Origin of the sequence: Xenorhabdus entomophaga, from assembly GCF_037996725.1 — a bacterium.
GTDB lineage: Bacteria > Pseudomonadota > Gammaproteobacteria > Enterobacterales > Enterobacteriaceae > Xenorhabdus > Xenorhabdus khoisanae.
The window spans coordinates 29,782-56,104 of the sequence record NZ_JBBMXH010000014.1; the positions used below are offsets into that span (position 1 = coordinate 29,782).

The following is a 26,323-nucleotide window of genomic DNA, read 5'->3' on the forward strand; positions in this document are numbered from 1 at the left end:
GATAAATTAAACTCAGCTTATAAGTGGGGCAGTTTTTCATGCGGGATCGCAATTTCGATGATATTGCAGACAAATTTTCGCGTAATATTTACGGCACAACCAAGGGTAAAATCAGGCAGGCCGTTGTCTGGCAGGATATTAACGAATTGCTGAACCATTTGCCTCAACGCTCTTTACGCATTTTAGATGCAGGGGGCGGTGAAGGGAATATGGCTTGTCAATTGGCTGAATTAGGTCATCAGGTCATACTTTGTGACTTATCCGAAGAGATGATCCAGCGGGCGAAACACAACGCGGAAGAGCGGGGTGTTCTCCATCAAATGCAATTTATCCAAAGCCCAGTACAGGAAATTCACCAACATATTGAACAGCCGGTTGATCTGATTCTATTTCACGCTGTATTGGAGTGGATCACTGACCAAAAAGATGCAATAGAAACATTGGGCGATATCATCACGCCCGGTGGTGCACTCTCATTAATGTTTTATAATGCTAATGGGTTGGTCATGCGTAATGCCATCTTGGGTAATTTTCATTTGGCGACACCCAATATTCAGCGCCGCCGCAAACGTTCTCTATCTCCGCAGAATCCATTAGTACCGGAACAGGTATACCAATGGCTGACTGAACTCAAGATGGAAATAACCGGTAAAACTGGCGTAAGGGTTTTTCACGATTACCTGCAAAGCCGCCAATTACAAAACACAGATTTTCCGGCGTTGCTTGAACTTGAACAACGTTATTGCAGACAAGAGCCCTATATCAGCCTGGGGCGTTACATTCATGTGATGGCGCGCAAGCCTACCTTAAAGAGCGAATTATGAGTGAATATTCCCAGACTGTTCCTGAACTTGTGTCCTGGGCCAGAAAAAATGACTTTTCAATTTCGTTGCCACCAGAACGATTGGCTTTTTTATTGGCAATTGCCGTATTGAACAGTGAACGGCTCGATGGTGAAATGAGTGAAGGAGAGCTGGTGGATGCTTTCCGTGAAGTGTGTAAAGGTTTTGAGCAGACTTCTGAAGCGGTATCCGTCAGGGCGAATAATGCCATTAACGATATGGTTCGTCAGAAGCTACTTAACCGTTTTACCAGTGAACTGGCTGATGGCAATGCTATCTATCGTTTAACCCCGTTGGGGATAGGCATTAGTGATTACTATATTCGCCAGCGTGAATTTTCCACGTTGCGCCTTTCCATGCAGTTATCCATCGTTGCTAACGAATTGCATCGTGCGGCTGAGGCAGCCGAAGAAGGTGGTGATGAATTCCATTGGCATCGCAATGTCTTCGCACCTCTCAAATATTCTGTGGCTGAAATTTTTGACAGCATTGATATGTCCCAGCGCTTGATGGATGAACAGCAAAACGGTGTAAAAACCGATATTGCCGCGTTACTTAATCAGGATTGGCAGGCCGCCATTGCCAATTGTGAACAGTTGCTGTCTGAAACTTCCGGCACATTGCGGGAGCTTCAGGACACATTAGAAGCAGCGGGTGACAAATTGCAGGCGAATCTATTGCGCATTCAGGCGGCTAATATGGATAGTGATGGTTCTGAACTGGTTGATAGACTGGTTTTTGATCTCCAAAGCAAGCTGGATCGTATTATCAGTTGGGGACAGCAGGCTATCGACTTGTGGATAGGCTATGATCGCCATGTTCATAAATTTATCCGAACCGCCATTGATATGGATAAAAACCGCATTTTCGCCCAGCGCCTCCGTCAATCCATACAACACTATTTTGACAGCCCGTGGGCGTTGACCATCGCCAACGCAGAACGTTTTCTGGATATGCGTGATGAAGAACTGACTCTGCGCAATGAAGAAGTAATGGGAGAATTACCGCCAGAAATGGAATACGAAGAGTTCAATGAAATCAACGAACAATTGGCTGAAATGGTTGAACAGGCGCTGGCGGTCTACCAACAGGCAAAACTCCCTCTGGATTTAGGAGCCATCCTGCGCGACTACCTTGCTGAATATCCACGTAAACGCCACTTTGATGTGGCACGTATTCTGGTGGATCAGGCAGTAAGATTGGGCGTTGCAGAAGCAGATTTCTCTGGGTTGCCAGCGGAATGGTTAGCGATTAATGATTACGGAGCCAAGGTGCAGGCACATGTCATCGACACATATTGAACAATTTATGCCAGTTAAACTGGTTCAGGCATTATCCAACGTACTTTTCCCGGAATTAGACAGCCAGCTTCGTTCTGGCCGTCATATCAGTATGGATAATCTTGATAATCATGCTTTTCTGATGGATTTTCAGGAAGAGTTGGAAATGTTTTATGCGCGTTATAACGTCGAGTTAATCCGTGCACCGGAAGGTTTTTTCTACCTGCGTCCCCGTTCAACAACGTTGATCCCGCGATCTGTCTTGTCTGAATTGGACATGATGGTAGGTAAGATCCTGTGTTATCTCTATCTCAGCCCGGAGCGCCTGTCCAATCAGGGGATATTTACTTCTCAAGAATTGTATGACGAGCTGCTGTCATTGGCTGATGAAAATAAGCTGATTAAATTCGTGAACCAGCGTTCGACAGGTTCCGATCTGGATAAACAGAAATTACAGGAAAAAGTACGCACTTCCCTAAACCGTCTACGCCGTTTGGGAATGGTTTATTTCCTGCAAAATGACAGCAATAAATTTACGATTACCGAAGCCGTATTCCGCTTCGGTGCAGATGTACGCAGCGGTGATGATCCACGCGAGGCTCAATTGCGGATGATCCGTGATGGTGAAGCCATGCCGATCGAAAAGGAATCATCGCAGGAAGATAATGAACATGAAGAAGCATCAGAGCATTCAGCAGAAGGTGCGGAGGATGAGCAGTCATGATTGAACGCGGTAAATTTCGCTCACTGACGTTAGTTAACTGGAACGGCTTTTTTGCCAGAACGTTTGATCTTGACGAGCTTGTAACGACTTTATCCGGTGGTAATGGCGCGGGTAAATCTACGACGATGGCGGCATTTGTAACCGCTTTGATCCCGGATTTAACGTTACTTCACTTCCGTAATACCACTGAGGCAGGGGCAACCAGTGGTTCACGTGACAAAGGCTTGCACGGTAAACTGCGCGCTGGTGTCTGTTATTCCACGCTGGATGTTGTTAACTCCCGTCATCAAAGGATCATTACCGGGGTTCGTCTACAGCAGGTTGCCGGACGTGATCGTAAAGTGGATATCAAGCCATTTATGATTCAGGGCGTTCCTGCATCTATTCAGCCAACACAACTTTTGACTGAAAATATTAACGAACGTCAGGCAAGAGTTTTACCATTAAATGAACTGAAAGAGCGCCTTGATGAGATGGAGGGCGTTCAATTCAAACAGTTTAATTCGATTACGGATTACCACTCCCTGATGTTTGATTTGGGGGTAATTCCAAAACGTCTGCGTTCGGCGAGTGATCGAAGCAAGTTTTATCGCCTGATAGAAGCATCATTGTATGGTGGTATTTCCAGCGCCATTACACGTTCATTGCGTGATTATTTATTGCCGGAAAACAGTGGCGTCAGAAAAGCGTTTCAGGATATGGAAGCCGCGTTGCGTGAAAACCGTATCACATTGGAAGCCATCCGCGTAACTCAATCTGATCGCGATCTATTCAAGCATCTCATTACAGAAGCAACGACTTACGTTTCTGCGGATTATATGCGTCATGCCAATGAACGTCGTGTTCATTTGGATGAAGCGTTGGCCTTGCGCAGTGAATTATTTGGCAGCCGCCGTCAGTTAATTGCTGAACAATATCGTCATGTCGAAATGGCACGGGAGCTGACGGAACAAAGCGACACATCTTCTGATTTAGAAATGGATTATCAGGCTGCCAGCGATCATCTGAATTTGGTTCAGACTGCAATGCGTCAGCAGGAGAAAATCGATCGTTATCAATCAGATATTGAAGAATTGACTTATCGGCTGGAAGAACAGAGCGAAGTCGTAGAAGAAGCGAAAGAGCTACAGGCAGAATATGAAGCTGTTTCTGAAGCGGCTGAACAGGAAGTTGATGAGCTGAAAAGCCAGCTTGCTGATTACCAGCAGGCTTTGGATGTTCAGCAAACCCGTGCGATTCAATATCAGCAGGCACTACAAGCATTAGAGCGTGCCCGTGAACTTTGCCAGCTTCCTGAGCTGTCAATAGAAAATGCTGATGAGTGGCAGGAAACGTATCAGGCCGCAGTGCAACAGGCGACGGAAACTTTGCTGGCTCTGGAACAGAAACTGAATGTCGCAGATGCAGCGCATAGTCAGTTCGAACAAGCTTATCAACTGGTGAAAAACATTGTTGGTGAAGTGAGCCGCAGTGAAGCATGGCAAACTGCCCGTGAATTATTACGTGAATGGTCCTCCCAACGCCATTTGGCTGAGCGCGTTCAGCCTTTGCGTATCCAGTTGGCTGAGTTGGAACAGCGCCTGAACAGCCAGAAAAATGCAGAGCGTTTGTTGGAAGAGTTCTGTAAGCGTCATAACCAACAATATCAAGCGGAAGATTTAGAAGCTTTACAGGGCGAATTAGAAGCCCAGTCGGAAGAATTGAGTCTGAATGCCAGTGAAAGCGGTGAACGTCGTATACAGATGCGTCAGGAGTTTGAACAACTCAAGCAGAAGATCCAAGGATTAACTGCGCGCGCACCAGTATGGCTTGCAGCACAGGAAGCCCTGAATCAGTTGTGTGAACAGAGTAATGAGACGCTTGAAAGCGGGAACGAAGTTACTGAATACATGCAGCAATTGCTGGAACAGGAGCGTGAAATCACTGTTGAGCGTGACGATGTAGCGGCACAGAAACGTGAACTGGAAAAACAAATTGAGCGCTTGAACCAACCAAATGGTGCAGAAGATGGGCGGTTGCTTGCATTGGCGGAGCGTTTCGGCGGTGTTTTGTTATCAGAAATTTATGACGACATTACCATTGATGATGCGCCTTATTTTTCTGCACTGTATGGCCCGGCACGCCATGCGATCGTCGTGTCTGATCTTTCATTAGTTCGCCCACATCTGGAAGCATTGGAAGATTGCCCGGAAGATCTCTATTTGATCGAGGGAGATCCACAATCTTTCGATGACAGCGTATTCCATTTCGAAGAGCAGAAAAATGCCGTTCTGGTGAAATCATCCGAACGCCAGTGGCGTTACTCGCGTTATCCTGAAGTTCCGTTGTTTGGACGGGCAGCAAGAGAAAGTCGTCTGGAAGCACTCAGCCTTGAGCGCGATACGTTGGCAGAGCGCTATGCGACGCTCTCATTTGATGTTCAGAAAATTCAGCGTGCACATCAGGCGTTCAGCCGTTTTGTGGGTAAACACCTTTCTGTTGCGTTTGATGCTGATCCAGAAGCGGAAATTCGCAGCCTGAACCAGCGCCGGACGGAACTGGAGCGTGAGTTATCCCAATTTGAAGTCCAGACTCAGCAGCACCACCAGAAACTGGCTCAAGTAAAAGAAAGTTTGTCAGTATTGAATCGCTTGATCCCACAAATCACGATCTTGTTGGATGAAACGCTGATTGATCGCGTGGAAACAGTTCGTGAAGAGATGGATGAAGCGCAGGACGCAGCACGGTTCCTGCAACAACATGGTAACGCCCTGACTAAACTTGAGCCGCTGGTTTCTGTTTTGCAAAGCGATCCACAGCAACATGAACAGTTGCAGAAAGATTATGAGACAGCGAAACACAGCCAAAATAAGGCCAAGCAGCAAGCTTTTGCCCTGACAGAAATCGTCCAGCGCCGTGCGCATTTCAGTTACAGTGATTCTGCCGGAATGCTCAATGAAAATTCCGACTTGAACGACAAGCTGCGTCAGCGTCTTGAACATGCAGAATCTGATCGCAGCCGTGCGCGTGAACAATTGCGCCAGCAGCAATCACAATGTGCTCAGTTCAACCAAGTATTGGCATCTCTGAAAAGTTCTTATGACACTAAGCAGGATATGCTGAAGGAACTTGAGCAAGAGCTGAAGGATATTGGCGTTCAGGCCGACGCCAACGCAGAAAGCCGCGCTCGTGAACGTCGTGATCAGCTCCATGCTGCCGTGAGTACCAACCGTTCCCGCATTAACCAGCTTGAGAAACAAATCGCATTCTGTGAAGCAGAAATGGACAACCTCCAGAAAAAACTGCGTAAATCTGAGCGTGATTATTACCAGAAGCGTGAGCAGGTGGTTTCTTCGAAAGCAGGCTGGTGTGCTGTAATGCGCATGGTAAAAGACAATGGGGTTGAGCGTCGTTTACATCGCCGTGAATTGGCCTATATAGATGGTGATGATTTACGTTCGATGTCGGATAAGGCATTGGGCGCATTGCGTCTGGCAGTAGCGGATAATGAACATTTGCGCGATGCGTTGCGTTTGTCTGAAGATCCGAAACGTCCTGAGCGTAAAATTCAATTTTTTGTTGCTGTTTACCAACATCTGCGCGAGCGCATCCGTCAGGATATTATTCGAACAGACGATCCGGTTGATGCCATTGAACAGATGGAAATTGAGCTGGCGCGTCTGACCGAAGAGTTAACCGCTCGTGAGCAGAAACTGGCGATTAGCTCCAAGAGTGTGGCTAATATCATTCGTAAGACCATCCAACGTGAACAAAACCGCATTCGCATGCTGAACCAAGGGTTGCAGGCTGTTTCCTTTGGGCAGGTTGGCGGCGTACGTCTGAATGTGAATGTACGTGAAAGCCATTCTCTCTTGTTGGATATTTTGTCTGAGCAACAGGAACAACATCAGGATCTGTTCAACAGCCAACGTCTGACCTTCTCAGAAGCGATGGCGAAGCTCTATCAGCGTTTGAACCCACAGATTGATATGGGGCAGCGCCTGCCTCAAACCATTGGTGAAGAATTGCTGGATTACCGTAATTACCTCGAACTGGACGTTGAAGTTAATCGTGGTTCGGATGGTTGGCTCAAAGCGGAAAGCGGCGCACTCTCTACTGGTGAAGCTATCGGTACGGGGATGTCTATTCTGGTTATGGTTGTACAGAGCTGGGAAGAAGAATCGTGTCGTTTACGTGGTAAAGATATTTCACCATGCCGTTTGTTGTTCCTTGACGAAGCCGCACGTTTGGACGCGAAATCAATCGCGACGCTGTTTGAACTGTGTGAACGCTTGCAGATGCAGTTAATTATCGCAGCACCGGAAAACATCAGCCCAGAAAAAGGGACAACCTATAAACTGGTACGTAAGGTCTTCAATAATCAGGAGCATGTACACGTTGTTGGGTTGCGTGGTTTTGGGCAGGATGCCCCGGCGACTGAGCAATTACAGTCACAAGCACTGCAATCACAAGCACTACAGTCACAAACACAATCGATATTGGAAAAATAACGTCAATATCGTCAAATAATGCCTTTGGCAAGGAGGTGTATTATGACCTCCTTGCCCTGATATACCCCTTATCTTTTTTCCCCTGACTCTTATCTGATGAGTAGTAACCTTAATCAATTGTGCAGTGTGTCTCGTTTTCATGTGGTAATAACGTTTATTATTTCGGACCGTTATGATTAATATAAAAAGGAATAACGATGCGTAAAGTCACCCTGGCATTCAGTGCGATTGTACTCGCTTTTGGTTTAAACGGTATGGCACAGGCAAAAGTGTTTATGCCGGAGCAAATTGGCTCAGGAGTCACAGCAGCAGATTTGGCTCAACGTCAGGCGGTACATTGGGTTTCTGTTGATCAAATCGAAAAAAGCCTGCAATCCCAACCTCCAATGGCGGTAGGATTTGATATCGATGATACAGTGTTGTTTTCAAGCCCTGGTTTTTTCCGCGGTAAATTGGAATACTCGCCGAATGACAATAGCTATCTGAAAAACCCGGAGTTTTGGGAAAAAATGAATAATGAATGGGATAAATTCAGTATGCCAAAACAAATTGGCATTGAATTAGTTCAGATGCACTTGAAGCGGGGAGATGATATTTATTTCATTACCGGCCGTTCAAAAACCAAAACAGAAACGGTAACCAAATATTTGCAAGAAGATTTACATATTCCTGCTGATAAAATGAATGCTGTTATTTTTGCGGGAGATGAGCCAGGTAAAAATAATAAAATTAGTTGGATGAAAGATCATAAATTGAGAATTTACTATGGTGATGCAGATGCTGATATTGCCGCAGCCCGTGAGTTGAATATCCGTGGCATACGCATTTTGAGAGCATCAAATTCTTCTTATCAGCCTTTACCTAAAGCAGGCCGATTCGGAGAGGAAGTAGTCATTAAATCTGAGTATTAATCTGAAATTTCAGGATAGTACATTCCAATTAAGGGCACTATAGGTGCCTTTTCCCTTTTTAGAGCCAGTATAATCTAATTTATAATAGTGAAAATTTTCTTTTGCTTAGAGTAATTGAGTATGATTGGGTAGGCCCCTATCTTAAGAAGTAATTATGTATATAATTACTACTATTCTTTTCTGATAAAATAGGACTCCTGATAATTAGAATAAGTCATTGAATAGCTGTATGCATAATAAGGTGAGGTGAACTGTTATGGTGAAGAACTCGGTAAGGTTACTGAAAGTCTCTTTTATCTGTAGCGCATTGGCGGTATCAGAAGGAACCTTTGCAACTCAACAAAATGGCTTAGAATCAAGTGGCGTGCAACCATTGACAGGGGAACCAAAAAAAGAGGTTTCGGTTGCTTCATCTGATAAGACTATTCCTATATCTCAGATAAATTTTATTAATGATAATCGAAAGCAGTTACAAAATTGGCTACCGCAACAAGTAAAACCGGTATTCCTTGATCGTTTGGTAACGTTATATACTGCCAATAAAATGAAACCATTATGGACAGATAAAAAATCCATTCAGCAATTCGAAGATCAATTATTTGAAATATCGTTAGCTGGTTTTCAACCTCAATTTGAAAAATGGTTAGTGCAACTTAATTCTCCAGAATTAAGTGATATTGGGCGTGATGTTATTTTATCTGATGCTATGTTAGGTTATCTCCATTTTATTAACGGTGTTAAGAAAAAAGGGGATTCATGGTTATACAGTAAAACACCTTATAAGATGAATTTACCTCCTTCTCATTTAATTGATAAATGGCAGCAACATATCAGGGATCAGAGTACTGAATCTTATATTACCACCTTATCACCCAACCATCCTATGTATGAAAATATGCGTAAGGAGATGTTGGCTCAATTAGCTGATAAGCAACCATGGACGGAGTTTTCGCTGAAAGGCACCCTAAGACCCGGGCAAAGCAGTGAGAGTGTTGCAGCATTAAGAAAAATATTGATTCGAGCAGGTATGTTGGAGGTATCAGATGCCAAATCTGATAATAAGGCTTATGGTAAAGAATTAATCGCTGCGGTAAAACGCTTTCAAACTCTACATGGTCTGTCAGCCGATGGTGTTATTGGCCGATCCACTAAGGTATGGTTAAATACGACACCACAAATTCGTGCTCGCATTATGGCATTAAATATACAACGGTTACGAGTTATCCCCAGAGATATTCCTACAGGTATTTTAGTTAATATTCCTAACTATTCGCTTTTTTATTATCTGGATGGAAAGGAAATATTAAATTCTAAAGTCGTAGTTGGCCGCCCTAGTCGCAAAACGCCCATTATGAGTAGTGAATTAAACAATGTAGTGATCAATCCACCATGGAATGTACCTACGAGTATGACTCGTAAAGATATTGCGCCAAGAGCGCAGAGTGATCCAAGTTATTTTCGTACTCGTGGTTATACCGTTTTTTCTAGTTGGGGTAATGACGCTAAAGTTATTGATCCTTCATCAATTAATTGGAGCGTAGTTACACCGAGTAATTTTCCTTATCGTATAAGACAAGCACCCGGCCCAACTAACTCATTAGGGCGTTTCAAATTTAACATGCCAAATTCAGAAGCAATTTATTTACATGATACGCCAAATCAGGCTTCCTTTGGTCGGGAAATGAGAGCAGTCAGCTCTGGTTGTGTGCGTGTCAATAAAGCGCCTGAATTGGCTAATATGTTGTTAGGCGATGCTGGTTGGAATAAAAATAAAGTTAATGGTTCATTGAAAACTTGGGAAACAAAGTATGTTAAGATTCCCAAAAAAATTCCTGTCTTTCTTTACTATCAAACAGCCTGGGTTGATGGTGAAGGAGTACCACAATACCGAGCTGATATCTACGGCTATGATATGAATGCAAGACAACAATCTGAGATTTTACCCAAGATTCTGGCTACCAGAAGTGATTTATGATTTTTATAGTTATTAGTAACATATAAAGGCATAAATTTGACATTCATATCCATCTTATAAACGGTGAAGAAAAAAATAATTTCTTCACCGTTATTTTACTAATTCTTTTTTCAGATCTTTTCCTACTATAATGGTTTATTAATGAATTGCGTTTATCTGCGATTAGTCGATTTCTATGGTTCATACGAAAGAAATCTGTTAACAACATATCGTCATTAAAATTTCATCTATATTTAATATGATTTGTATTCTGTTAGATTGGTCACAATTATAGGCTGGTAAATTTACAGTAATATACAAAAATAATTGAAACTACTTTTTATTTGTTGATGTCTCATTAATTGGTTAAACTCACCTATTAATGTAGTTTAGATATTATTAATACATCATAGAATAGCAGGGCATTTTATCCATGAATGATATTGACCACGATCGCCGAAAGTGGCTCGGCGTAAGCGTGGCCGCGCTAGGGTTGGGTTTATTACCTCAACCTGCTTTGGCCGCATTGACGACGCCGCGTCCCCGAATTTTACGCTTTGATAATCTGCATACGGGAGAAACACTCAAAGCTGAATTCTTTGATGGTCGCCGTTATAACAAATCGGAATTAGCTCGTTTGAATTATTTATTCCGGGATTTCCGTCAGAATAAGATCAAAACTATTGATCCGAAATTGTTTGATCAAATTTATTTATTACAGATGCTGATGGGAACAAATAAATCTGTTCAACTCGTTTCTGGTTACCGTTCATTGACGACAAATAATATACTGCGCCAAGCTAGTGCTGGGGTCGCAAAACATAGTTATCATACGCGCGGGCAGGCAATGGATTTCCATATTGATGGTGTTCAATTAGCGCATATTCGTAAAGCGGCACTGAAAATGCGGGCAGGGGGAGTTGGGTTTTATCCAAAAAGTAATTTTATTCATATTGATACAGGCCCGGTCAGGACGTGGTAATCTTATTACTAAAAATGAGTCTTGATTGTGGAGCTAAACAATATAATGAAATACCACATTATCCCCGTCACGATGGCGATGCAGAATTGTACATTGCTTTGGTGTGAAGAAACTCAGGAAGCAGCGATTGTTGATCCGGGCGGCAATGCCGAGCAACTTATCGCCGAAATAGAACGTCGTGAACTGAAACTCACACAAATTTTGCTGACACATGGTCATTACGATCATGTTGGTGCTACCGTTGAAGTTGCCAACCGTTTTGATGTACCTGTTTATGGGCCACATAAAGGGGATGCTTTTTGGATAGAAGGGTTGGAAATTCAGTGCCAAATGTTTGGTGTTGAGCCATGTCCATCTTTCACGCCTGATCGTTGGTTAGATGAAGGGGATACATTGCAAGTTGGCAATGTTGAATTATCCGTTTTGCATTGTCCGGGGCATACACCAGGGCATATCATCCTTGCTAATCACGCGGATAAATTAATCTCAATGGGAGATGTGCTGTTTAAAGGGAGTATTGGTCGTACTGATTTCCCGGGTGGAAATTATGATGAACTGATTCAATCTATTAAAGAAAAAGTACTGCCGTTAGGCGATGATTACCAGTTCATTCCCGGTCATGGGTCGATGTCAACTTTAGGACACGAACGGAAAACCAATCCATTCTTGCAAGATTAATTGGAAATGTGCAAAGCATCGCGTAGATATAAAAGCCGCTTTTTTTAGCGGCTTTTTTGGAATAGATATCAGCTAGTTAGGTATAAATTAGAGCACTGCAACAATAGCTTCACACAGAGGAACCATGTTCTCCAGTGTCAAACCCGCTACATTGATACGACCAGAGCTAACCGCATAAACACCATATTCTTCACGCAGACGATCAACTTGTTCTTTAGTCAAGCCGCTGAATGAAAACATGCCGTTTTGAGCGATAATGAAGCTGAAATCTCGTTTCGCACCTTTTTCTTGTAAGGTGTTTACAAATAGTTGACGCATACGCTGAATGCGCTCGCGCATTGTTGCCAATTCCTGAACCCATTCTGCTTTCAGATCATCATTAGACAAAATTGTCGTAACAACGGAAGCACCGTGTGCCGGTGGGTTAGAGTAGTTGGTGCGAACAATGGATTTTGCTTGGCTGAATGCTTTTTCTGCGGTATCGCTATCTGCTGCAACGATGGTGCAGGCACCAACACGCTCATTGTACAGGCCAAAGTTTTTGGAATAAGAGCTGGCAACGATCAGTTCATTGTGGTTTTTGGTAAAGATACGCAGACCTTCTGCATCTTCATCCAATCCTTTAGCAAAACCTTGATACGCGAAGTCAAACACCGGCAACCAACCATTTGCAGCAGATAAATCCGCCAGTTTTTGCCATTGTTCAGCAGTCGGATCAATACCAGTTGGGTTATGGCAGCAACCGTGCAGCAAAACAACATCACCGGCTTGTGCTTCAGACAGATTTGCCAGCATGCCTTCGAAATCCAAAGCATGTTTTTCTGCATTGTAATAGTTGTATTCGCGAATTTCTAAACCAGCACTGGAGAAAACACCTTTATGGTTTGGCCATGTAGGGTTGCTGATCCAAACACGCTTTGCATTGGTTTGTTTAGCAATAAAGTCAGCGGCAGTGCGCAGTGCGCCAGTTCCGCCTGGGCTTTGTACAGTACGGGCGCGTTTGTCGGTTACGATAGGGCTGGTTTTACCGAATAGCAGTTCCTGAGTGACACGACCAAATTCAGGTAACCCGCTAATTGCCAGATAATTTTTGGTGGTTTCGTTTTCCAGCAGGAATTTTTCTGCTTTTTTAACGGTGGTCAGAACAGGGGTTTTACCGGTTTCGTCTTTGTAGACGCCGATACCTAAATTGATTTTGTTTTCACGTGGATCTGCTTTAAAGCTATCGGCTAAACCAAGAATAGGGTCGGCAGGCGCTGCTGTGATTTTTTCAAACATTTTTTTGATTCCAAGTCTCGGAGAGTTAAGCCCAAAGTAAGTTATACGCTGCTCAGGGTAACCTTAAGGAACCTATTTGCCAACCACTTGTAGCAAAAAGAATAAAATCTTGTGAAGTAGTTTACGGAGTGAAGAAAAAAGATAATAAAAACAGGGAAATAAAACGTAAAAAGCAGCGCCGGAGCGCTGCTTTTTCTGAGATAAATCGATTAGCGTTTCGCTAAATAATTCATCAACAGTGATTAGAACTGATAAGTCAGACCAACACCGAATACGTTACGAGCGTTTGTATCGCCGCCTTCGTTTTTGTCTAACAGGTTGATTTTGTAATCAACGTAGGTAGACAGGTTTTTGTTAAAGTAGTAGTAAGTACCTACAGAAACGTATTTAACCAGATCTGCGTTGAAACCTTTGGCACCGTCGTTACGTTTCAGATCCTTACCTTTGGATTGAACGTAAGCCAGGGATGGTTTCAGGCCTAAATCAGAGAACAGATATTGTGCAGTCAGTTCGATATTTTGAGTTTTATTAGCGATACCGTCAAACTCTTTCACTACGCCACGGTATTCATGACCACCTTTACCTGGGGTCATGTTACGGGTTTCACCGTACATTGCAGCCAGGTATACGTTGTTAGCATCGTATTTAGCACCGATGTTCCATGCTTCAGCACGTTTGCCGTGAGCATTAGCATTTTGCCAATCATCGTTTCCACGATTAGAATTGGCGTAAGAACCACCAACAGTAATACCGTAACCTACGTTATAAGTGGTAGACAAACCGTAGCCATCACCATTTGCTGTCTTTTCAGTGCGGCCTGCTTTATTTTTAGTGCGCTCTCCGCTGTTTTGACCTTGGTATTGCAGGGCAAAGTTCAGGCCATCAACCAGACCGAAGAAGTCAGTGTTGCGGTAAGTCAACAGACCAGTAGAACGGCCAGTCATGTAGTTGTCAGTATGAGACATGGAGTCACCACCAAAGATTGGCAGTACGTCAGTCCATGCGTTGACATCATAGTTCACACCGTAGTTACGGCCGTAATCCAGTGAACCGTAATTAGCGAATTTCAAACCAGCGAACGCCAGACGGGTTTTAGTTGCTTGGTTACTGTTAGCTTCTGTGCCGCTAGCGTTCAGGTTGTATTCCCAGCGACCGAAACCAGTCAGTTGGTCAGAAATCTGAGTTTCACCTTTGATGCCGATACGAGCATAAGAATCGTCGCCATCTTCGCCACTTCTCTTGTCAGCGAACTGATGACGAACGTCTACTTTACCGTACAGATCCAGTTTGTTGCCGTCTTTGTTAAAGATTTCAGCTGCGTTTGCTGTACCAGCAACCAGCAGAGCTGGGATTACCACTGCAAGAATATTGCGCTTCATTATTATTACCCTCATTGGTGTTATGCAGACACCTGCCACTGCCAGAAATAGAACACTAAAAATTTTTGGAACTATTTGTGGGTATCGAGTGTCTTATTAGTCGGCGACCAGTGTTCCATTGGTAATGAATTTTATCTACCCTCAAAATGCTACAAAAGCGCAAAATCGGTAACAAAGTGCAAATAGGTGTTTCAAAATGTAAATAGCAGGGAACTTTTTTTGTGTGCTTTTTACCATAAAATAAAAAAAGCCAACTTTCGCTGGCTTTTCAGAGGATTGAATTGTGCTCGTTTATTGAGCTGATTCATTAGAAACTTGCGTTTCTCGGTGTCCGTGGGAATGGAATAACGTCACGAACGTTGGATACTCCAGTCACATAAGCGACCAAACGTTCGAAGCCCAAACCGAAACCAGCATGAGGAACGGTGCCATAACGGCGCAGATCACGATACCACCAGTAATCTTCTTTATTCAGCCCCATTTCTTCCATACGCTGATCCAGCATATCCAGACGTTCTTCACGCTGAGAACCACCGATGATTTCACCAATGCCAGGAGCTAACACATCCATCGCTGCAACGGTTTTACCATCTTCGTTCAGGCGCATATAGAAGGATTTAATGTCTTTTGGATAGTTTTTCATGATCACTGGCGCTTCGAAGTGTTTCTCTGCTAAATAGCGCTCATGCTCTGATGCCAAATCCACGCCCCAGAAAACAGGGTTTTCAAATTTCTGGCCGCAATTTTCCAGAATTTCTATTGCATCGGTGTAATCCAATTGAACGAAGTCTGAATCGACAAATTTCTCCAGACGAGTAATAACTTCGCTATCAACACGTTCTGCAAAGAAAGCCAAATCATCAGCACGTTCTTCCAGAGCAGCTCTGAAAACATATTTCAGCATATCTTCGGAAAGTTTGGCGATATCATTCAGATCGGCAAACGCCACTTCGGGTTCAACCATCCAGAATTCTGCCAAGTGGCGGCTGGTATTGGAATTTTCTGCGCGGAAAGTTGGTCCAAAAGTATAAACTTTGCTCAGTGCGCAAGCATAAGCTTCACCGTTTAACTGACCAGATACGGTCAGGAAAGCTTCGCTCCCGAAGAAATCCTGGCTGAAATCCACTTCGCCTTTATCTGTACGTGGCAGGTTTTGCAGATCTAACGTGGAAACGCGGAACATCTCGCCAGCACCTTCAGTATCTGATGCGGTGATCAGCGGAGATGATACCCAGAAGTAGCCTTTTTCATGGAAAAAGCGGTGCAGGGCTTGTGCCAGTGTATGACGAACACGAGCAACTGCGCCGATCAAATTAGTGCGTGGACGGAGATGGGCAACTTCACGCAGGTATTCGATACTGTGGCGTTTGGCCGCCATTGGATAGGTATCAGGGTCATCAACCATGCCAACGACAACAACTTTAGTTGCCTGCAATTCAAAAGATTGACCTTTACCCTGAGATTCAACCACTGTCCCAGTCACTTCTACAGAACAGCCTGTGGTTAAATGCAGCACTTCATCCTGATAATTAGGTAAATTATTATTAACGACAGCCTGTAATGGATTAAAGCAGGAACCGTCATAGACGGCGAGGAACGAGATACCAGCTTTAGAATCTCTCCTTGTACGTATCCAACCGCGAACGGTGACTTCGCTGTCAACCGGAACACGGCCTTGCAGTACATCGACTACAGGCGCTACGCTCATAAATTTCTCTCTTCTTTTATTAGTGAATTAGATAACTAGATAGATTTACCATAAATGCCCCATCTTCAGGGGCAGATCTGCTATCTTACTTGTCATCTCTCAGGAAACAAGAAGAAATTTCGGGTCTTAGCGAGGAAATAAGGGAAAAAGCTGCTTTTTACTTGCGTAACCAGCATGGAGCCGGTTACGCAAGGGACAATCAACCAGATTATACTGCTTTTTCTATATAAGGAATGTCGAACGCCCGGCGTAACCGATCGACAAATTCATCATCTTCACAGATCGTTTTTCCGGGGCTATCGGAGAGTTTCGCTACCGGTTTGCCATTACATTCAACGAGCTTGATAACAATATTCAGTGGTTTTACACCTGGAATATTGCAGGTCAGCCGTGTGCCAATACCGAAAATGACATTGATTCTCTTATGGAAATGGTGATATAGCGCTAATGCTTTTTGCAAATCCAGACTGTCAGAGAATACCAGTGTTTTCGTCATTGGCTCGATACCTAATGACTGGTAGTGTGCTATGGCTTTTTCACCCCATTCAATAGGATCACCGGAATCATGACGCAGGCCTTGGTAAGCTGTCGCCAAGGGTTTGTCAAAGTCCCGCAGGAAAGCATCCATAGTGATACAATCTGTCAGAGCGATACCTAACTGATTTGGATATTCATTCAGCCATGTTTGTAGCGCAGCTCGCTGACTATTAGCCAGTTCAGGGCTAATCTGCTGATGAGCCTGAAACCATTCATGAGCCTGTGTACCAAGCGGAGGAAGATCAAGCTGCTCTGCCAGTTGATAGTTACTGGTTCCGGTTAAATAAGGGAAGCTATTTTTCAGCTCATTGATAATGGCATACTGTACTTCGTGTGAAAAACGGCGACGGGTGCCAAAATCCATTAACTTAAAGCCGGACAGATCAATATTTTCTTCTTTCGCATCTTTGTGGAACAGCTCAATTAGTTTTCTGAGCTGAATAACCGCATCTTCTGGTTTTATTTCAGGTGAGCGATGGCGATGAACTAATTCGCTGATGAGGGCAAGTAAAGGCACTTCCCACAGGATAACTTCGTGCCATGGGCCGGAAATGCGGATAGCCAATTGCCCTTTATGGGTAACAGAAACGTCTACTTGTTTAGGGTTAAGGCGGAATGTCTTGAACCAGTTCAGGTAATCCTCTTTAAAGAACGGGAGACGAGAGAGATAATCGAATTCGCGTTCTGTTAATCTTAAATCAGCCATCATGTTAATTTGATGGCGTAACGCCTCGGCGTATTCTCCGAGCAGCTCATCACCACGGCAACGAAATTCTGCAACAACAGGAATATTGTTGTAATGGTGGTACACTGCTTGCTGCATATGAAATTTATAAGCATCTGTATCAAGCAGTGATTTGATAATCGGGGTAGCGTCTAAAGTCATGGCGCGTCAGGCATCCTCGCGGAGCATATTCGTGTCTGCTAAATCGATAAAGTCGGGAGAGTATACCGTGATTATTGGGTTAATGAAGCTATGTAGCTGCATATATTTTCCCGAATCTAAAGATTAAGGTTAATCCATTTATAGATAATATCATGTTAAATGAGATATGAGATGACAATTCGCACGAAAGTACTAATATGCTGACTACATCATTTATACCTTTATTTAATAAGTTATTAACATTCAGAAAAAGAGACTTATTGATTGAAAGGATGGTTTCTCTATGGCAGCGTTAGCGATTGGAAAGTTTCTATGGAAACACAATATGCCAGGCGCCTTGTAGCTAAAGTTATGCAGATGTTATCAAATATGCCTGTTAAAAATAATGGAAAAGGTTCCCTATGACACAACAGCGACTCGTAAAACACCGTCTGGATTACAGAAAACCAGATTATACAATTACCGATATTGATCTCGATTTTGAGTTGAATACAGATAAAACCACGGTAACGGCAATCAATCAGGTAAAACGTCTGGCTAATGATATTACTCCATTGATTCTGGATGGAGAAAACCTCACGTTAAAAAGTATCTACATAGATGATAAAGCGTGGGAACATTATCAGGAACAGGATGGTAAGCTATTGATTGAGCAGCTACCAACCCAGTTTACCTTGAAGATTGTGAATGAAATTAGCCCATTGGCAAATACAGCACTTGAAGGCTTATATGTCTCCGGAGATGCCTTGTGCACCCAATGTGAGGCCGAAGGATTCCGTCACATCACTTATTATTTGGATCGTCCAGATGTTCTGGCTTGCTTTACTACTCGTATTACAGCAGATAAAGCCAAATACCCCTTCTTGCTTTCCAATGGTAACCGCATTGAACAGGGAGAATTGGATGATGGTCGCCATTGGGTGAAATGGCAGGACCCATTCCCAAAACCGGCTTATCTATTTGCGCTGGTGGCAGGTGATTTTGATGTCCTGCGGGACACATTTGTAACCCGTAGTGGCCGTGAAGTTGCACTGGAATTGTTTGTCGACCGGGGTAATTTAGATCGTGCTGACTGGGCCATGACATCGCTGAAAAATTCGATGAAGTGGGATGAAACCCGCTTTGGTTTGGAGTACGACCTTGATATCTATATGATCGTTGCCGTTGATTTCTTCAATATGGGTGCGATGGAGAACAAGGGGTTGAACATCTTCAACTCCAAATATGTTCTGGCAAAAACGGAAACCGCGACTGACAAAGATTACCTTGCCATTGAAGCCGTCATTGGACATGAATATTTCCATAACTGGACAGGAAACCGCATTACATGCCGTGACTGGTTCCAGTTAAGCCTGAAAGAAGGGCTGACCGTATTCCGTGATCAGGAGTTCAGTTCTGACTTGGGCTCTCGTTCGGTTAACCGTATCAATAACGTGCGTGTTATGCGTGCTGCGCAGTTTGCTGAAGATGCCAGCCCAATGGCTCATCCTATCCGTCCCGATCAGGTGATGGAAATGAATAACTTCTATACGTTGACCGTCTATGAAAAAGGTTCGGAAGTGATTCGGATGATCCACACTTTGTTGGGTGAAGAACAATTTCAGGCGGGTATGCAGCTTTATATCCACCGTCATGATGGTAGCGCTGCAACCTGTGATGATTTTGTTCAGGCAATGGAAGATGCGTCAAACGTTGATTTGACACTCTTCCGCCGCTGGTATAGCCAATCCGGGACACCTGTGCTGACTGTCCGCGATGAATACGATGCAGAAAAACAGCAATATGTTTTGCACGTCAGTCAAATGACACCACCAACGCTGGATCAGAAAGAAAAATTGCCACTGCACATTCCTCTGGACATTGAGCTTTATGATGAACACGGAAGGGTAATTCCGCTGCGCCGTGATGGTCAGCCTGTGCATCATGTTCTGAATGTCATTCATGCAGAACAAGCATTTATATTTGATGATGTTCCATCACGTCCTGTTCCTTCTTTACTGCGTGAATTCTCTGCACCAGTAAAATTGGATTATCCATATAGCGATGAGCAGCTTTCATTTTTGATGAAATATGCACGTAACGAATTCTCTCGTTGGGATGCGGCACAGGCATTGCTAGCCAATTATGTGAAGCTGAATGTTGCCCGGAAGCAAAAATCTCAGGCGCTGGAATTGCCAATGCATGTCATTGACGCTTTCCGTGCTGTATTGCTGGATAAAGAGATTGATCCGGCATTGGCTGCATTGATCCTGACTTTGCCGTCTGAAAATGAAATAGCAGAACTGTTTACGATTGTCGATCCTAAAGCCATCCATAATGTCATTGGTGCTATGACGAAGGTGTTGGCTAATGAAATGGCAGATGAATTTACGGCGGTTTATCACAGCCTCCGTACAGGTGCATACCGCGTGGATCATCAGGATATTGCGAAACGTGATTTACGTAATACCTGCCTCTACTATTTGGCCTTTATTGATAACAAAGAGCTGGCTGATAAATTAGTGGCTGCACAATATTATCAGGCTGATAACATGACTGACAGTATTGCTGCCCTGTCTGCGGCAGTATCTGCTGAATTGCCTTGCAGTTATCAATTAATGGATGAATTTGATCAACGTTGGCATCAGAATGGTTTGGTCATGGATAAATGGTTCAGGCTGCAAGCAACCAACCCAGCCTTTGATGCGCTTGATAAAGTACGTGGCTTGATGAAGCATCGTTCTTTCAGTTTGAGTAATCCAAACCGTGTTTATTCACTGTTGAGAACATTCTTTACCAGTAATCCTGTGGCTTTCCATGCTGAAGATGGCAGTGGTTATCAGTTCCTGGTGGAAGTGTTGACTGATCTGAACAGCCGAAACCCTCAAGTAGCATCAAGTTTGATTAATCCATTGATTCGTCTGAAACGTTACGATGAGAAACGTCAGGTCCTGATGCGTGCGGCACTGGAACAGTTGAAAGGATTGGAAAACTTGTCTGGTGATTTGTTCGAAAAAATTACCAAGGCACTTGAAAGTTAATATGTGATATATCCTCCGGTGATAGCCGGAGGATATTGACCTGAACTTCTCCAATATCTCCCATATCAATCGTCGGGCAATTCCGGAATATTGAGTGTATAGAAAATTTCATTCCAATAAGCCCAAATAATTCTGTAAGGCAATTTCTCTAAAACCATTCCACCAAAATAATTGACTCAGATAAAAGAGAAGGAATGATAGGCTTTTGCCAATAAAGAGAAGGCTTTTTTGTTTATGCAGATAATGGTAAATTAGCGGTCTTTGCCAGTCATGATAAAGCAGCAATCATATATGTATGGGATTGTGCATAACCCAAAATATATAATTGACAATTCCTGTATAAAAAACAATAGGTTAATCTAAATGTGTTATTCTCTGGTACGGAAGGCATTGTTCCAGCTTGATCCTGAACAAGCACATGAGCTTACTTTCCGTCAGCTCAAGCGTGTCACCGGTACTCCTTTCGAATTCCTTATTCGCCAATCAGTTGCTACTAAGCCCGTTACTTGTATGGGGCTGTCGTTCAAAAATCCATTAGGTCTCGCTGCTGGTCTTGATAAAAATGGTGATTGCATTGATTCCTTTGGTGCAATGGGCTTCGGCTTTGTTGAAATTGGCACCGTGACTCCACGCCCACAAGCGGGAAATGATAAACCAAGATTATTTCGTGTAGTTGAAGCAGAAGGGATCATCAATCGGATGGGGTTTAATAACCTTGGTGTGGATAATCTGGTTGAGAATGTTAAACAAGCAAAATACGACGGAATTATCGGGATCAATATTGGCAAAAATAAAGATACTCCAGTAGAGAATGGAAAAGACGATTATTTAATTTGCATGGATAAGGTTTATCCGTATGCAGGTTATATCACTATCAACATTTCTTCTCCCAATACCCCCGGCCTGAGAACCTTGCAATATGGGGAAGCGCTGGACGATCTCTTATCTGCGATTAAAAATAAGCAAGGAGAGCTTCAACAGAAGTTCCAAAAATATGTGCCTGTTGCTGTAAAAATTTCTCCAGATCTTTCAGAAGAGGAATTAATTAAAATCGCTGATAGTTTAATGCGTCATCAGATTGATGGTGTTATTGCAACTAATACGACTTTGGATAGAAAGATCATTGAAGGATTGAACCACTGTCAGCAGGCTGGCGGATTAAGCGGTCGTCCTGTTCAATTACGTAGTACAGAGATTATTCGACGTCTTTCTCAAGAATTAAAAGGTGAAATACCGATTATTGGTGTTGGTGGAATTGATTCGCTTGTTGCTGCCAGAGAAAAAATGGAAGCGGGTGCTTCGTTGATTCAAATATATTCTGGTTTTATCTATAAAGGGCCAAAACTCATCAAAGATATAGTTAACCATATCTGAATATTTGCCGCAATTCGGGGTTGGGGGTTTATTTCTTCCCCCAACTCGTCTATATTTTGTCTAACAGCTTAAATCCTTATTATTTCTTTTGAATTTTCATTTCAGTAGTGATGTTTATTTTTAACCAAAAAAGCTATTGTGAGTATAAAGGGTAATCAATGAAAATTAGACCTGATGATCAGTGGCGCTGGTATTTCGATCATGAACATAGTCGTGTCATGCTCGATCTTGCTAATGGCATGGTTTTTCGTTCTCATTTCCCTGCCAAAATGTTGACCGACTATGCGATGACAATGAAAGAAATGTCTTTCTCTGTCGACGATGCTGCATTTTATTATGCTTTCGAAGAACATTCGCGTCGTATTAATATTGCCCCAGCGCTCAGAACGGAATTAGCCCTGAATGGCGTGGTCGCATTCCGCTTTATGAAACCACAAATGCCCAGAAGCTGGCATTTCTCCCATTTTTCTTTAGTGGAAAAACCTGAACATGGTGAAATTGTTCAACTTCGTTTACAGGACTGTGGCACTGAAGCACTCTTTATGGTGGTGGAAGTTGGTGACAATGCGAGTTTATGCCTATTAGCACAGCAAAAATTGGAACTGAATGATCGTGTGATGAGTTTTTGTGATGCTATTAAGGTAATGAACGATCGCTTGCTACCTTATATTGAATCAACTCAGGTGTCGGTATATGACAGGGCGATTTAATTTCATTCAGTTGTTGAATGTATAACTCAATTAATCATACCTTATCAGGTCTATTTATAACGTCATTTACCTGAATGAGTTTGCTTCCGGAAAATTTTACCATTTGAAGTTTTAAAATAAAAATATAACTAAAATTAGCAGGATAGGGATAAAAAGTCAGACAGAAGATTTTATTCATACTGCCTGACCTAGATATTATCACTACATATTATTAATGATTAGTTTAATTCAATCACTAAATCACTTTTGGGAATACAACTACATGCCAGAATTTTTCCATTGTCTTTGACGGATGTTGATTTTAATGGCTGTACATCCCCTTCAAGCAGGGATAGTTTACAGGAACCACAAATACCGGCACGACAGGAATAAGGAACTCTAATACCTTGATTTTCGAGCTGCTCTAGAATTATTTGTTGATTGTTTCCAATAAAACGCTGCCCATTGAATTCAATAGAAATAGATTGCTCAGCAATTTTCTGTATATTTAAATCATTCGCTTGCTCACCACCGCCATATTCACGTGGGGTTTTCTTTTCCAAAATAGTGACATGATCGCCAACGCGAATAATGCCACTATTACGGGCAATGGCATTCTGCCCAAAATCGACAGCTCCATTTTCTTTGGCAGTTCTAAAAGACTGTAATGTTGCCAGTGGCTCACCTTGAGGATTTTTACGACCTTTTTCAGGGCTGACCGTTGTCAAAATACAACGGCTGCACGGTTTGGGAAGGTCGAAAATAACATCGCCAATTTGGATAACTTTCCAGCTATCTTCTTCAAAGGGCGCAGCACCTGTGACAATTATATTGGCACGAAACTGCTCTATTTTAATACTTGCGGGACAGCGTTGTTGTAAAGCATGAAAAGAGGCTTCATTGATCATTAAATAGGGGTAGCCATCCGCGAATGATAAAGAAATATCCGGGAATTTCTTGACTCTTCGGGTGAGTTCCTCACTTAGCCAGCGGAGTTGCACAGGGGTATCAAAAAAACCACTTAACCAAGTGTTTATCAGATCCGGGGCAACTAAAGCAGTAAAATGAGTCCCCCAGACTTCGGTGGGTAAACGCTCTTCTTTAAAATCAGTATAAAGTACAGTTGCACTTTCTCCGTTTGGCGCCTGTAGATAGAGACCGTTATGGAGCATCGTTGGCGTAAACAGCAACAGTTGTGGATATTGGCGGCCAGTAATAAAAGTACCGTCTGTTGTGGTTATCATAAAGTTGCGATCAAACGTAAGGCCACTTTCATTGACGAGGGAATGTGAAAGTTGCAATCCACGCATAGACTTGACGGGATAAGTATAGAGGCGCGACAAAGTTATCATCCATTATCTCCAGAGCATTTTTATTTTTTAATTGAATAAGCAACTTTATGACATGTCGTCGGTATTGGCTATAATGTGCCACAATTTTTTGTATTGAACTTTTGTGGTGATTAATAAAATGAACGCTCTCTTTGCCAGCACGGCACGTGGACTGGAAGAACTGTTAAAAAACGAACTGGAAATGCTGGGAGCGCAATCCTGCAAGATTGCCCAAGGCGGGGTTCATTTTCAGGGTGATGATCGGGTGATGTATAAAAGCCTGCTGTGGAGCAGGCTGGCATCTCGTATCATGATGCCACTTAATGAGTTCAAGGTTTATAGTGACTTAGATCTGTACCTTGGTGTCCAATCCATTGACTGGAGTGAAATTTTCTCGGTCGATAGCACTTTTTCCGTGCATTTCAGCGGCACGAATGAAGAAATCAGAAATACACAATATGGCGCATTGAAAGTCAAAGATGCCATTGTTGACAGTTTTGTACGTAAAATAAAGCAGCGTCCTGATGTTGCAAAACAACAACCTGATGTCCGTGTCAATGTCTTCTTGAATAAAGAAAAAGCGACAGTTTCACTTGATCTCAGTGGAGACAGTTTGCATATCCGTGGTTATCGTGATCTGGCAGGGCAAGCGCCACTGAAAGAAAATCTTGCGGCAGCAATTATTTTGCGTTCTGGCTGGAATGTAGGAACGCCAATGATTGATCCAATGTGTGGTTCAGGCACATTGTTAATAGAAGCCGCTATGCTGGCGGCAGATTGTGCACCAGGTTTACATCGCAAATATTGGGGATTCACCTCATGGCTGAAATTCGATGAAACTATCTGGCGTGAAGTGACCACAGAAGCACAAGTACGTTTCCGTAAAGGGTTACAGGAAACCACTTCCCGCTTTTTCGGAACAGATATTGATCGCCGTGTCATGGATATGGCTCGTTCAAATGCGCGCAGGGCAGGAGTATCCCAACTGATCCAGTTCCAACAGGGGGATGCCAGCAAGCTGGAAAATCCATTGCCGGAAGGGGTTACGGGAACGGTACTGAGCAACCCGCCTTATGGTGAACGCCTTGAAAGTGAGCCTGCGTTGATTGCACTGCATAGTGTGTTTGGCCGCGTAATGAAAAGCCGCTTCCCCGGCTGGCGCTTATCATTATTCAGTGCTTCGCCAGAACTGTTGAGCTGCTTGCAATTACGTGCAGAACGAGAGTTCAAGGCGAAAAATGGCCCGCTGGATTGTATCCAGAAGAATTATCAATTGTCGGATAAACCACAGTCTTTGGATGTTGGTATTGCTGAGGATTACGCAAACCGTTTGCGTAAAAATGAGAAAAAACTCAGTAAATGGGCCAAACAGCAAGGTATTGATTGCTATCGGTTATATGATGCAGATTTACCGGAATACAATGTTGCAGTTGATCGCTATGCGGATAAAGTTATTGTTCAGGAGTATGCGCCCCCGAAATCTGTGGATGCGAATAAAGCACGCCAACGTTTATTTGATGTTATCAGTGCAACAATGAATGTACTTGGTTTGTCATCCAGCCAACTGATCCTGAAAACTCGTCAACGTCAGAAAGGCAGTAGCCAATATGAAAAGATGGCCGAAAAGAAAGAATTCTTTTTGGTTAATGAATATGGGGCGAAATTCTGGGTTAATTTGACCGATTATCTGGATACGGGCTTATTCCTTGATCACCGCATTGCCCGCCGAAAATTAGGGGAAATGAGCCAAGATAAAGATTTCCTCAATTTATTTGCTTATACCGGTTCGGCGACGGTTCACGCAGGATTGGGCGGAGCTCGTTCGACAACCACCGTAGATATGTCCCGTACTTATCTTGAATGGGCAGAGAAAAATTTACAGGCAAATGGCTTAGCCGGACGTCAGCATCGTTTAATTCAGGCTGATTGTTTGGGATGGTTGGCACAAACGCGTGAACAATTCGATTTGATCTTTATTGACCCTCCAACATTCTCCAACTCTAAACGAATGGAAGACACTTTTGATGTTCAGCGTGATCACATTACATTAATGCAGCAATTAAAACGCCTGTTACGTCGGGGTGGGACTTTGATGTTTTCCAATAATAAACGGGGCTTCAAAATGGATTTTGCTGAATTGGAAAAATTAGGGTTGGTTGCAGAAGAAATAACAGAAAAAACGTTATCTCAGGATTTTGCCCGTAACCGTCAGATTCATAATTGCTGGTTGCTACGCCACGCTGGCGAGGAAAAATAATAT

At 43.2% G+C, this 26,323-nt stretch carries 17 protein-coding genes; 12 read left to right on the forward strand and 5 right to left on the reverse strand.

All coding sequences use genetic code 11. The features are described 5' to 3' along the window. Positions 1-38 precede the first annotated feature (38 nt). The 8 genes from cmoM to AAC854_RS04745 all read left to right on the forward strand — a co-directional run bounded on the left by cmoM (position 39) and on the right by AAC854_RS04745 (position 11,861). Positions 39-824, forward strand: a complete 786-nt coding sequence (gene cmoM, locus AAC854_RS04710; protein WP_340616093.1) for a tRNA uridine 5-oxyacetic acid(34) methyltransferase CmoM — start codon at positions 39-41, stop codon at positions 822-824. Next, the gene (gene mukF, locus AAC854_RS04715; protein ID WP_340616094.1) at positions 821-2,143 is read left to right on the forward strand and encodes a chromosome partition protein MukF; all 1,323 of its coding nucleotides are present in this window, start codon (positions 821-823) and stop codon (positions 2,141-2,143) included. The genes cmoM and mukF overlap by 4 nt, the downstream gene beginning before the upstream one ends. After that, positions 2,124-2,846 carry a chromosome partition protein MukE gene (gene mukE, locus AAC854_RS04720; RefSeq protein WP_340616095.1) on the forward strand — a complete coding sequence of 241 codons (723 nt, stop codon included), beginning with the start codon at positions 2,124-2,126 and terminating at the stop codon, positions 2,844-2,846. Before mukF ends, mukE begins: the two co-directional genes overlap by 20 nt. Continuing rightward, positions 2,843-7,336, forward strand: coding sequence for a chromosome partition protein MukB (mukB, locus tag AAC854_RS04725; protein ID WP_340616096.1), 4,494 nt, complete (start codon positions 2,843-2,845; stop codon positions 7,334-7,336). The genes mukE and mukB overlap by 4 nt, the downstream gene beginning before the upstream one ends. A 197-nt stretch (positions 7,337-7,533) precedes the next feature. Further along, positions 7,534-8,247 (forward strand): acid phosphatase AphA, encoded by a 714-nt coding sequence (gene aphA, locus AAC854_RS04730; RefSeq protein ID WP_273547238.1) that lies wholly within the window; start codon positions 7,534-7,536, stop codon positions 8,245-8,247. Between the two features lie 256 nt (positions 8,248-8,503). Next, positions 8,504-10,222 (forward strand): L,D-transpeptidase, encoded by a 1,719-nt coding sequence (ldtD, locus tag AAC854_RS04735; protein WP_340616097.1) that lies wholly within the window; start codon positions 8,504-8,506, stop codon positions 10,220-10,222. Positions 10,223-10,634: 412 nt separating this feature from the next. Next, entirely contained in the window at positions 10,635-11,183 is a 549-nt protein-coding gene (gene mepK, locus AAC854_RS04740; protein ID WP_047962506.1) for a peptidoglycan L,D-endopeptidase MepK, read from the forward strand. A 45-nt stretch (positions 11,184-11,228) separates the two neighbouring features. Beyond that, on the forward strand, positions 11,229-11,861 hold the full coding sequence (locus AAC854_RS04745) for an MBL fold metallo-hydrolase (RefSeq protein ID WP_340616098.1): 633 nt from the start codon (positions 11,229-11,231) through the stop codon (positions 11,859-11,861). 87 nt (positions 11,862-11,948) lie between these two features. On the opposite strand, the gene AAC854_RS04750 is transcribed toward AAC854_RS04745, so the two are convergent. The 4 genes from AAC854_RS04750 to pncB form a co-directional block, all read right to left on the reverse strand. Further along, a complete protein-coding gene (locus AAC854_RS04750; RefSeq protein WP_340616099.1) occupies positions 11,949-13,139 on the reverse strand; it encodes an amino acid aminotransferase in 1,191 nt (396 codons plus the stop codon). A 242-nt stretch (positions 13,140-13,381) separates the two neighbouring features. Then, positions 13,382-14,518 carry a porin gene (locus tag AAC854_RS04755; protein ID WP_340616100.1) on the reverse strand — a complete coding sequence of 379 codons (1,137 nt, stop codon included), beginning with the start codon at positions 14,516-14,518 and terminating at the stop codon, positions 13,382-13,384. 307 nt (positions 14,519-14,825) lie between these two features. Beyond that, a complete protein-coding gene (gene asnS / locus AAC854_RS04760; protein ID WP_340616101.1) occupies positions 14,826-16,226 on the reverse strand; it encodes an asparagine--tRNA ligase in 1,401 nt (466 codons plus the stop codon). A gap of 208 nt (positions 16,227-16,434) precedes the next feature. Continuing rightward, positions 16,435-17,649 (reverse strand): nicotinate phosphoribosyltransferase, encoded by a 1,215-nt coding sequence (gene pncB, locus AAC854_RS04765; protein WP_340616102.1) that lies wholly within the window; start codon positions 17,647-17,649, stop codon positions 16,435-16,437. A 401-nt stretch (positions 17,650-18,050) separates the two neighbouring features. On the opposite strand from pncB, the gene pepN reads away from it, so the two are divergent. The 3 genes from pepN to AAC854_RS04780 all read left to right on the forward strand — a co-directional run bounded on the left by pepN (position 18,051) and on the right by AAC854_RS04780 (position 22,753). After that, positions 18,051-20,669 (forward strand): aminopeptidase N, encoded by a 2,619-nt coding sequence (gene pepN, locus AAC854_RS04770; protein ID WP_340616103.1) that lies wholly within the window; start codon positions 18,051-18,053, stop codon positions 20,667-20,669. A 363-nt stretch (positions 20,670-21,032) separates the two neighbouring features. Next, complete coding sequence (pyrD, locus tag AAC854_RS04775) at positions 21,033-22,043, forward strand: quinone-dependent dihydroorotate dehydrogenase (RefSeq protein ID WP_340616104.1); 1,011 nt, start codon at positions 21,033-21,035, stop codon at positions 22,041-22,043. A gap of 158 nt (positions 22,044-22,201) precedes the next feature. Continuing rightward, positions 22,202-22,753, forward strand: a complete 552-nt coding sequence (locus AAC854_RS04780) for a cell division protein ZapC (protein ID WP_340616105.1) — start codon at positions 22,202-22,204, stop codon at positions 22,751-22,753. Between the two features lie 218 nt (positions 22,754-22,971). On the opposite strand, the gene AAC854_RS04785 is transcribed toward AAC854_RS04780, so the two are convergent. Further along, positions 22,972-24,084 carry a YcbX family protein gene (locus tag AAC854_RS04785; RefSeq protein ID WP_340616106.1) on the reverse strand — a complete coding sequence of 371 codons (1,113 nt, stop codon included), beginning with the start codon at positions 24,082-24,084 and terminating at the stop codon, positions 22,972-22,974. A 118-nt stretch (positions 24,085-24,202) separates the two neighbouring features. On the opposite strand from AAC854_RS04785, the gene rlmKL reads away from it, so the two are divergent. Then, complete coding sequence (rlmKL, locus tag AAC854_RS04790) at positions 24,203-26,320, forward strand: bifunctional 23S rRNA (guanine(2069)-N(7))-methyltransferase RlmK/23S rRNA (guanine(2445)-N(2))-methyltransferase RlmL (protein ID WP_047962496.1); 2,118 nt, start codon at positions 24,203-24,205, stop codon at positions 26,318-26,320. Positions 26,321-26,323 lie beyond the last annotated feature (3 nt).

Coding starts and splice junctions, on each gene's coding strand:
- ldtD (WP_340616097.1), top strand. CDS start 8,504: ATGGTGAAGAACTCGGTAAGGTTACTGAAAGTCTCTTTTATCTGTAGC.
- rlmKL (WP_047962496.1), top strand. CDS start 24,203: ATGAACGCTCTCTTTGCCAGCACGGCACGTGGACTGGAAGAACTGTTA.
- asnS (WP_340616101.1), bottom strand. CDS start 16,226: ATGAGCGTAGCGCCTGTAGTCGATGTACTGCAAGGCCGTGTTCCGGTT.
- AAC854_RS04785 (WP_340616106.1), bottom strand. CDS start 24,084: ATGATAACTTTGTCGCGCCTCTATACTTATCCCGTCAAGTCTATGCGT.
- mukB (WP_340616096.1), top strand. CDS start 2,843: ATGATTGAACGCGGTAAATTTCGCTCACTGACGTTAGTTAACTGGAAC.
- AAC854_RS04745 (WP_340616098.1), top strand. CDS start 11,229: ATGAAATACCACATTATCCCCGTCACGATGGCGATGCAGAATTGTACA.
- mepK (WP_047962506.1), top strand. CDS start 10,635: ATGAATGATATTGACCACGATCGCCGAAAGTGGCTCGGCGTAAGCGTG.
- AAC854_RS04750 (WP_340616099.1), bottom strand. CDS start 13,139: ATGTTTGAAAAAATCACAGCAGCGCCTGCCGACCCTATTCTTGGTTTA.
- AAC854_RS04780 (WP_340616105.1), top strand. CDS start 22,202: ATGAAAATTAGACCTGATGATCAGTGGCGCTGGTATTTCGATCATGAA.
- aphA (WP_273547238.1), top strand. CDS start 7,534: ATGCGTAAAGTCACCCTGGCATTCAGTGCGATTGTACTCGCTTTTGGT.
- pncB (WP_340616102.1), bottom strand. CDS start 17,649: ATGACTTTAGACGCTACCCCGATTATCAAATCACTGCTTGATACAGAT.
- cmoM (WP_340616093.1), top strand. CDS start 39: ATGCGGGATCGCAATTTCGATGATATTGCAGACAAATTTTCGCGTAAT.
- mukF (WP_340616094.1), top strand. CDS start 821: ATGAGTGAATATTCCCAGACTGTTCCTGAACTTGTGTCCTGGGCCAGA.
- pyrD (WP_340616104.1), top strand. CDS start 21,033: ATGTGTTATTCTCTGGTACGGAAGGCATTGTTCCAGCTTGATCCTGAA.
- mukE (WP_340616095.1), top strand. CDS start 2,124: ATGTCATCGACACATATTGAACAATTTATGCCAGTTAAACTGGTTCAG.
- pepN (WP_340616103.1), top strand. CDS start 18,051: ATGACACAACAGCGACTCGTAAAACACCGTCTGGATTACAGAAAACCA.
- AAC854_RS04755 (WP_340616100.1), bottom strand. CDS start 14,518: ATGAAGCGCAATATTCTTGCAGTGGTAATCCCAGCTCTGCTGGTTGCT.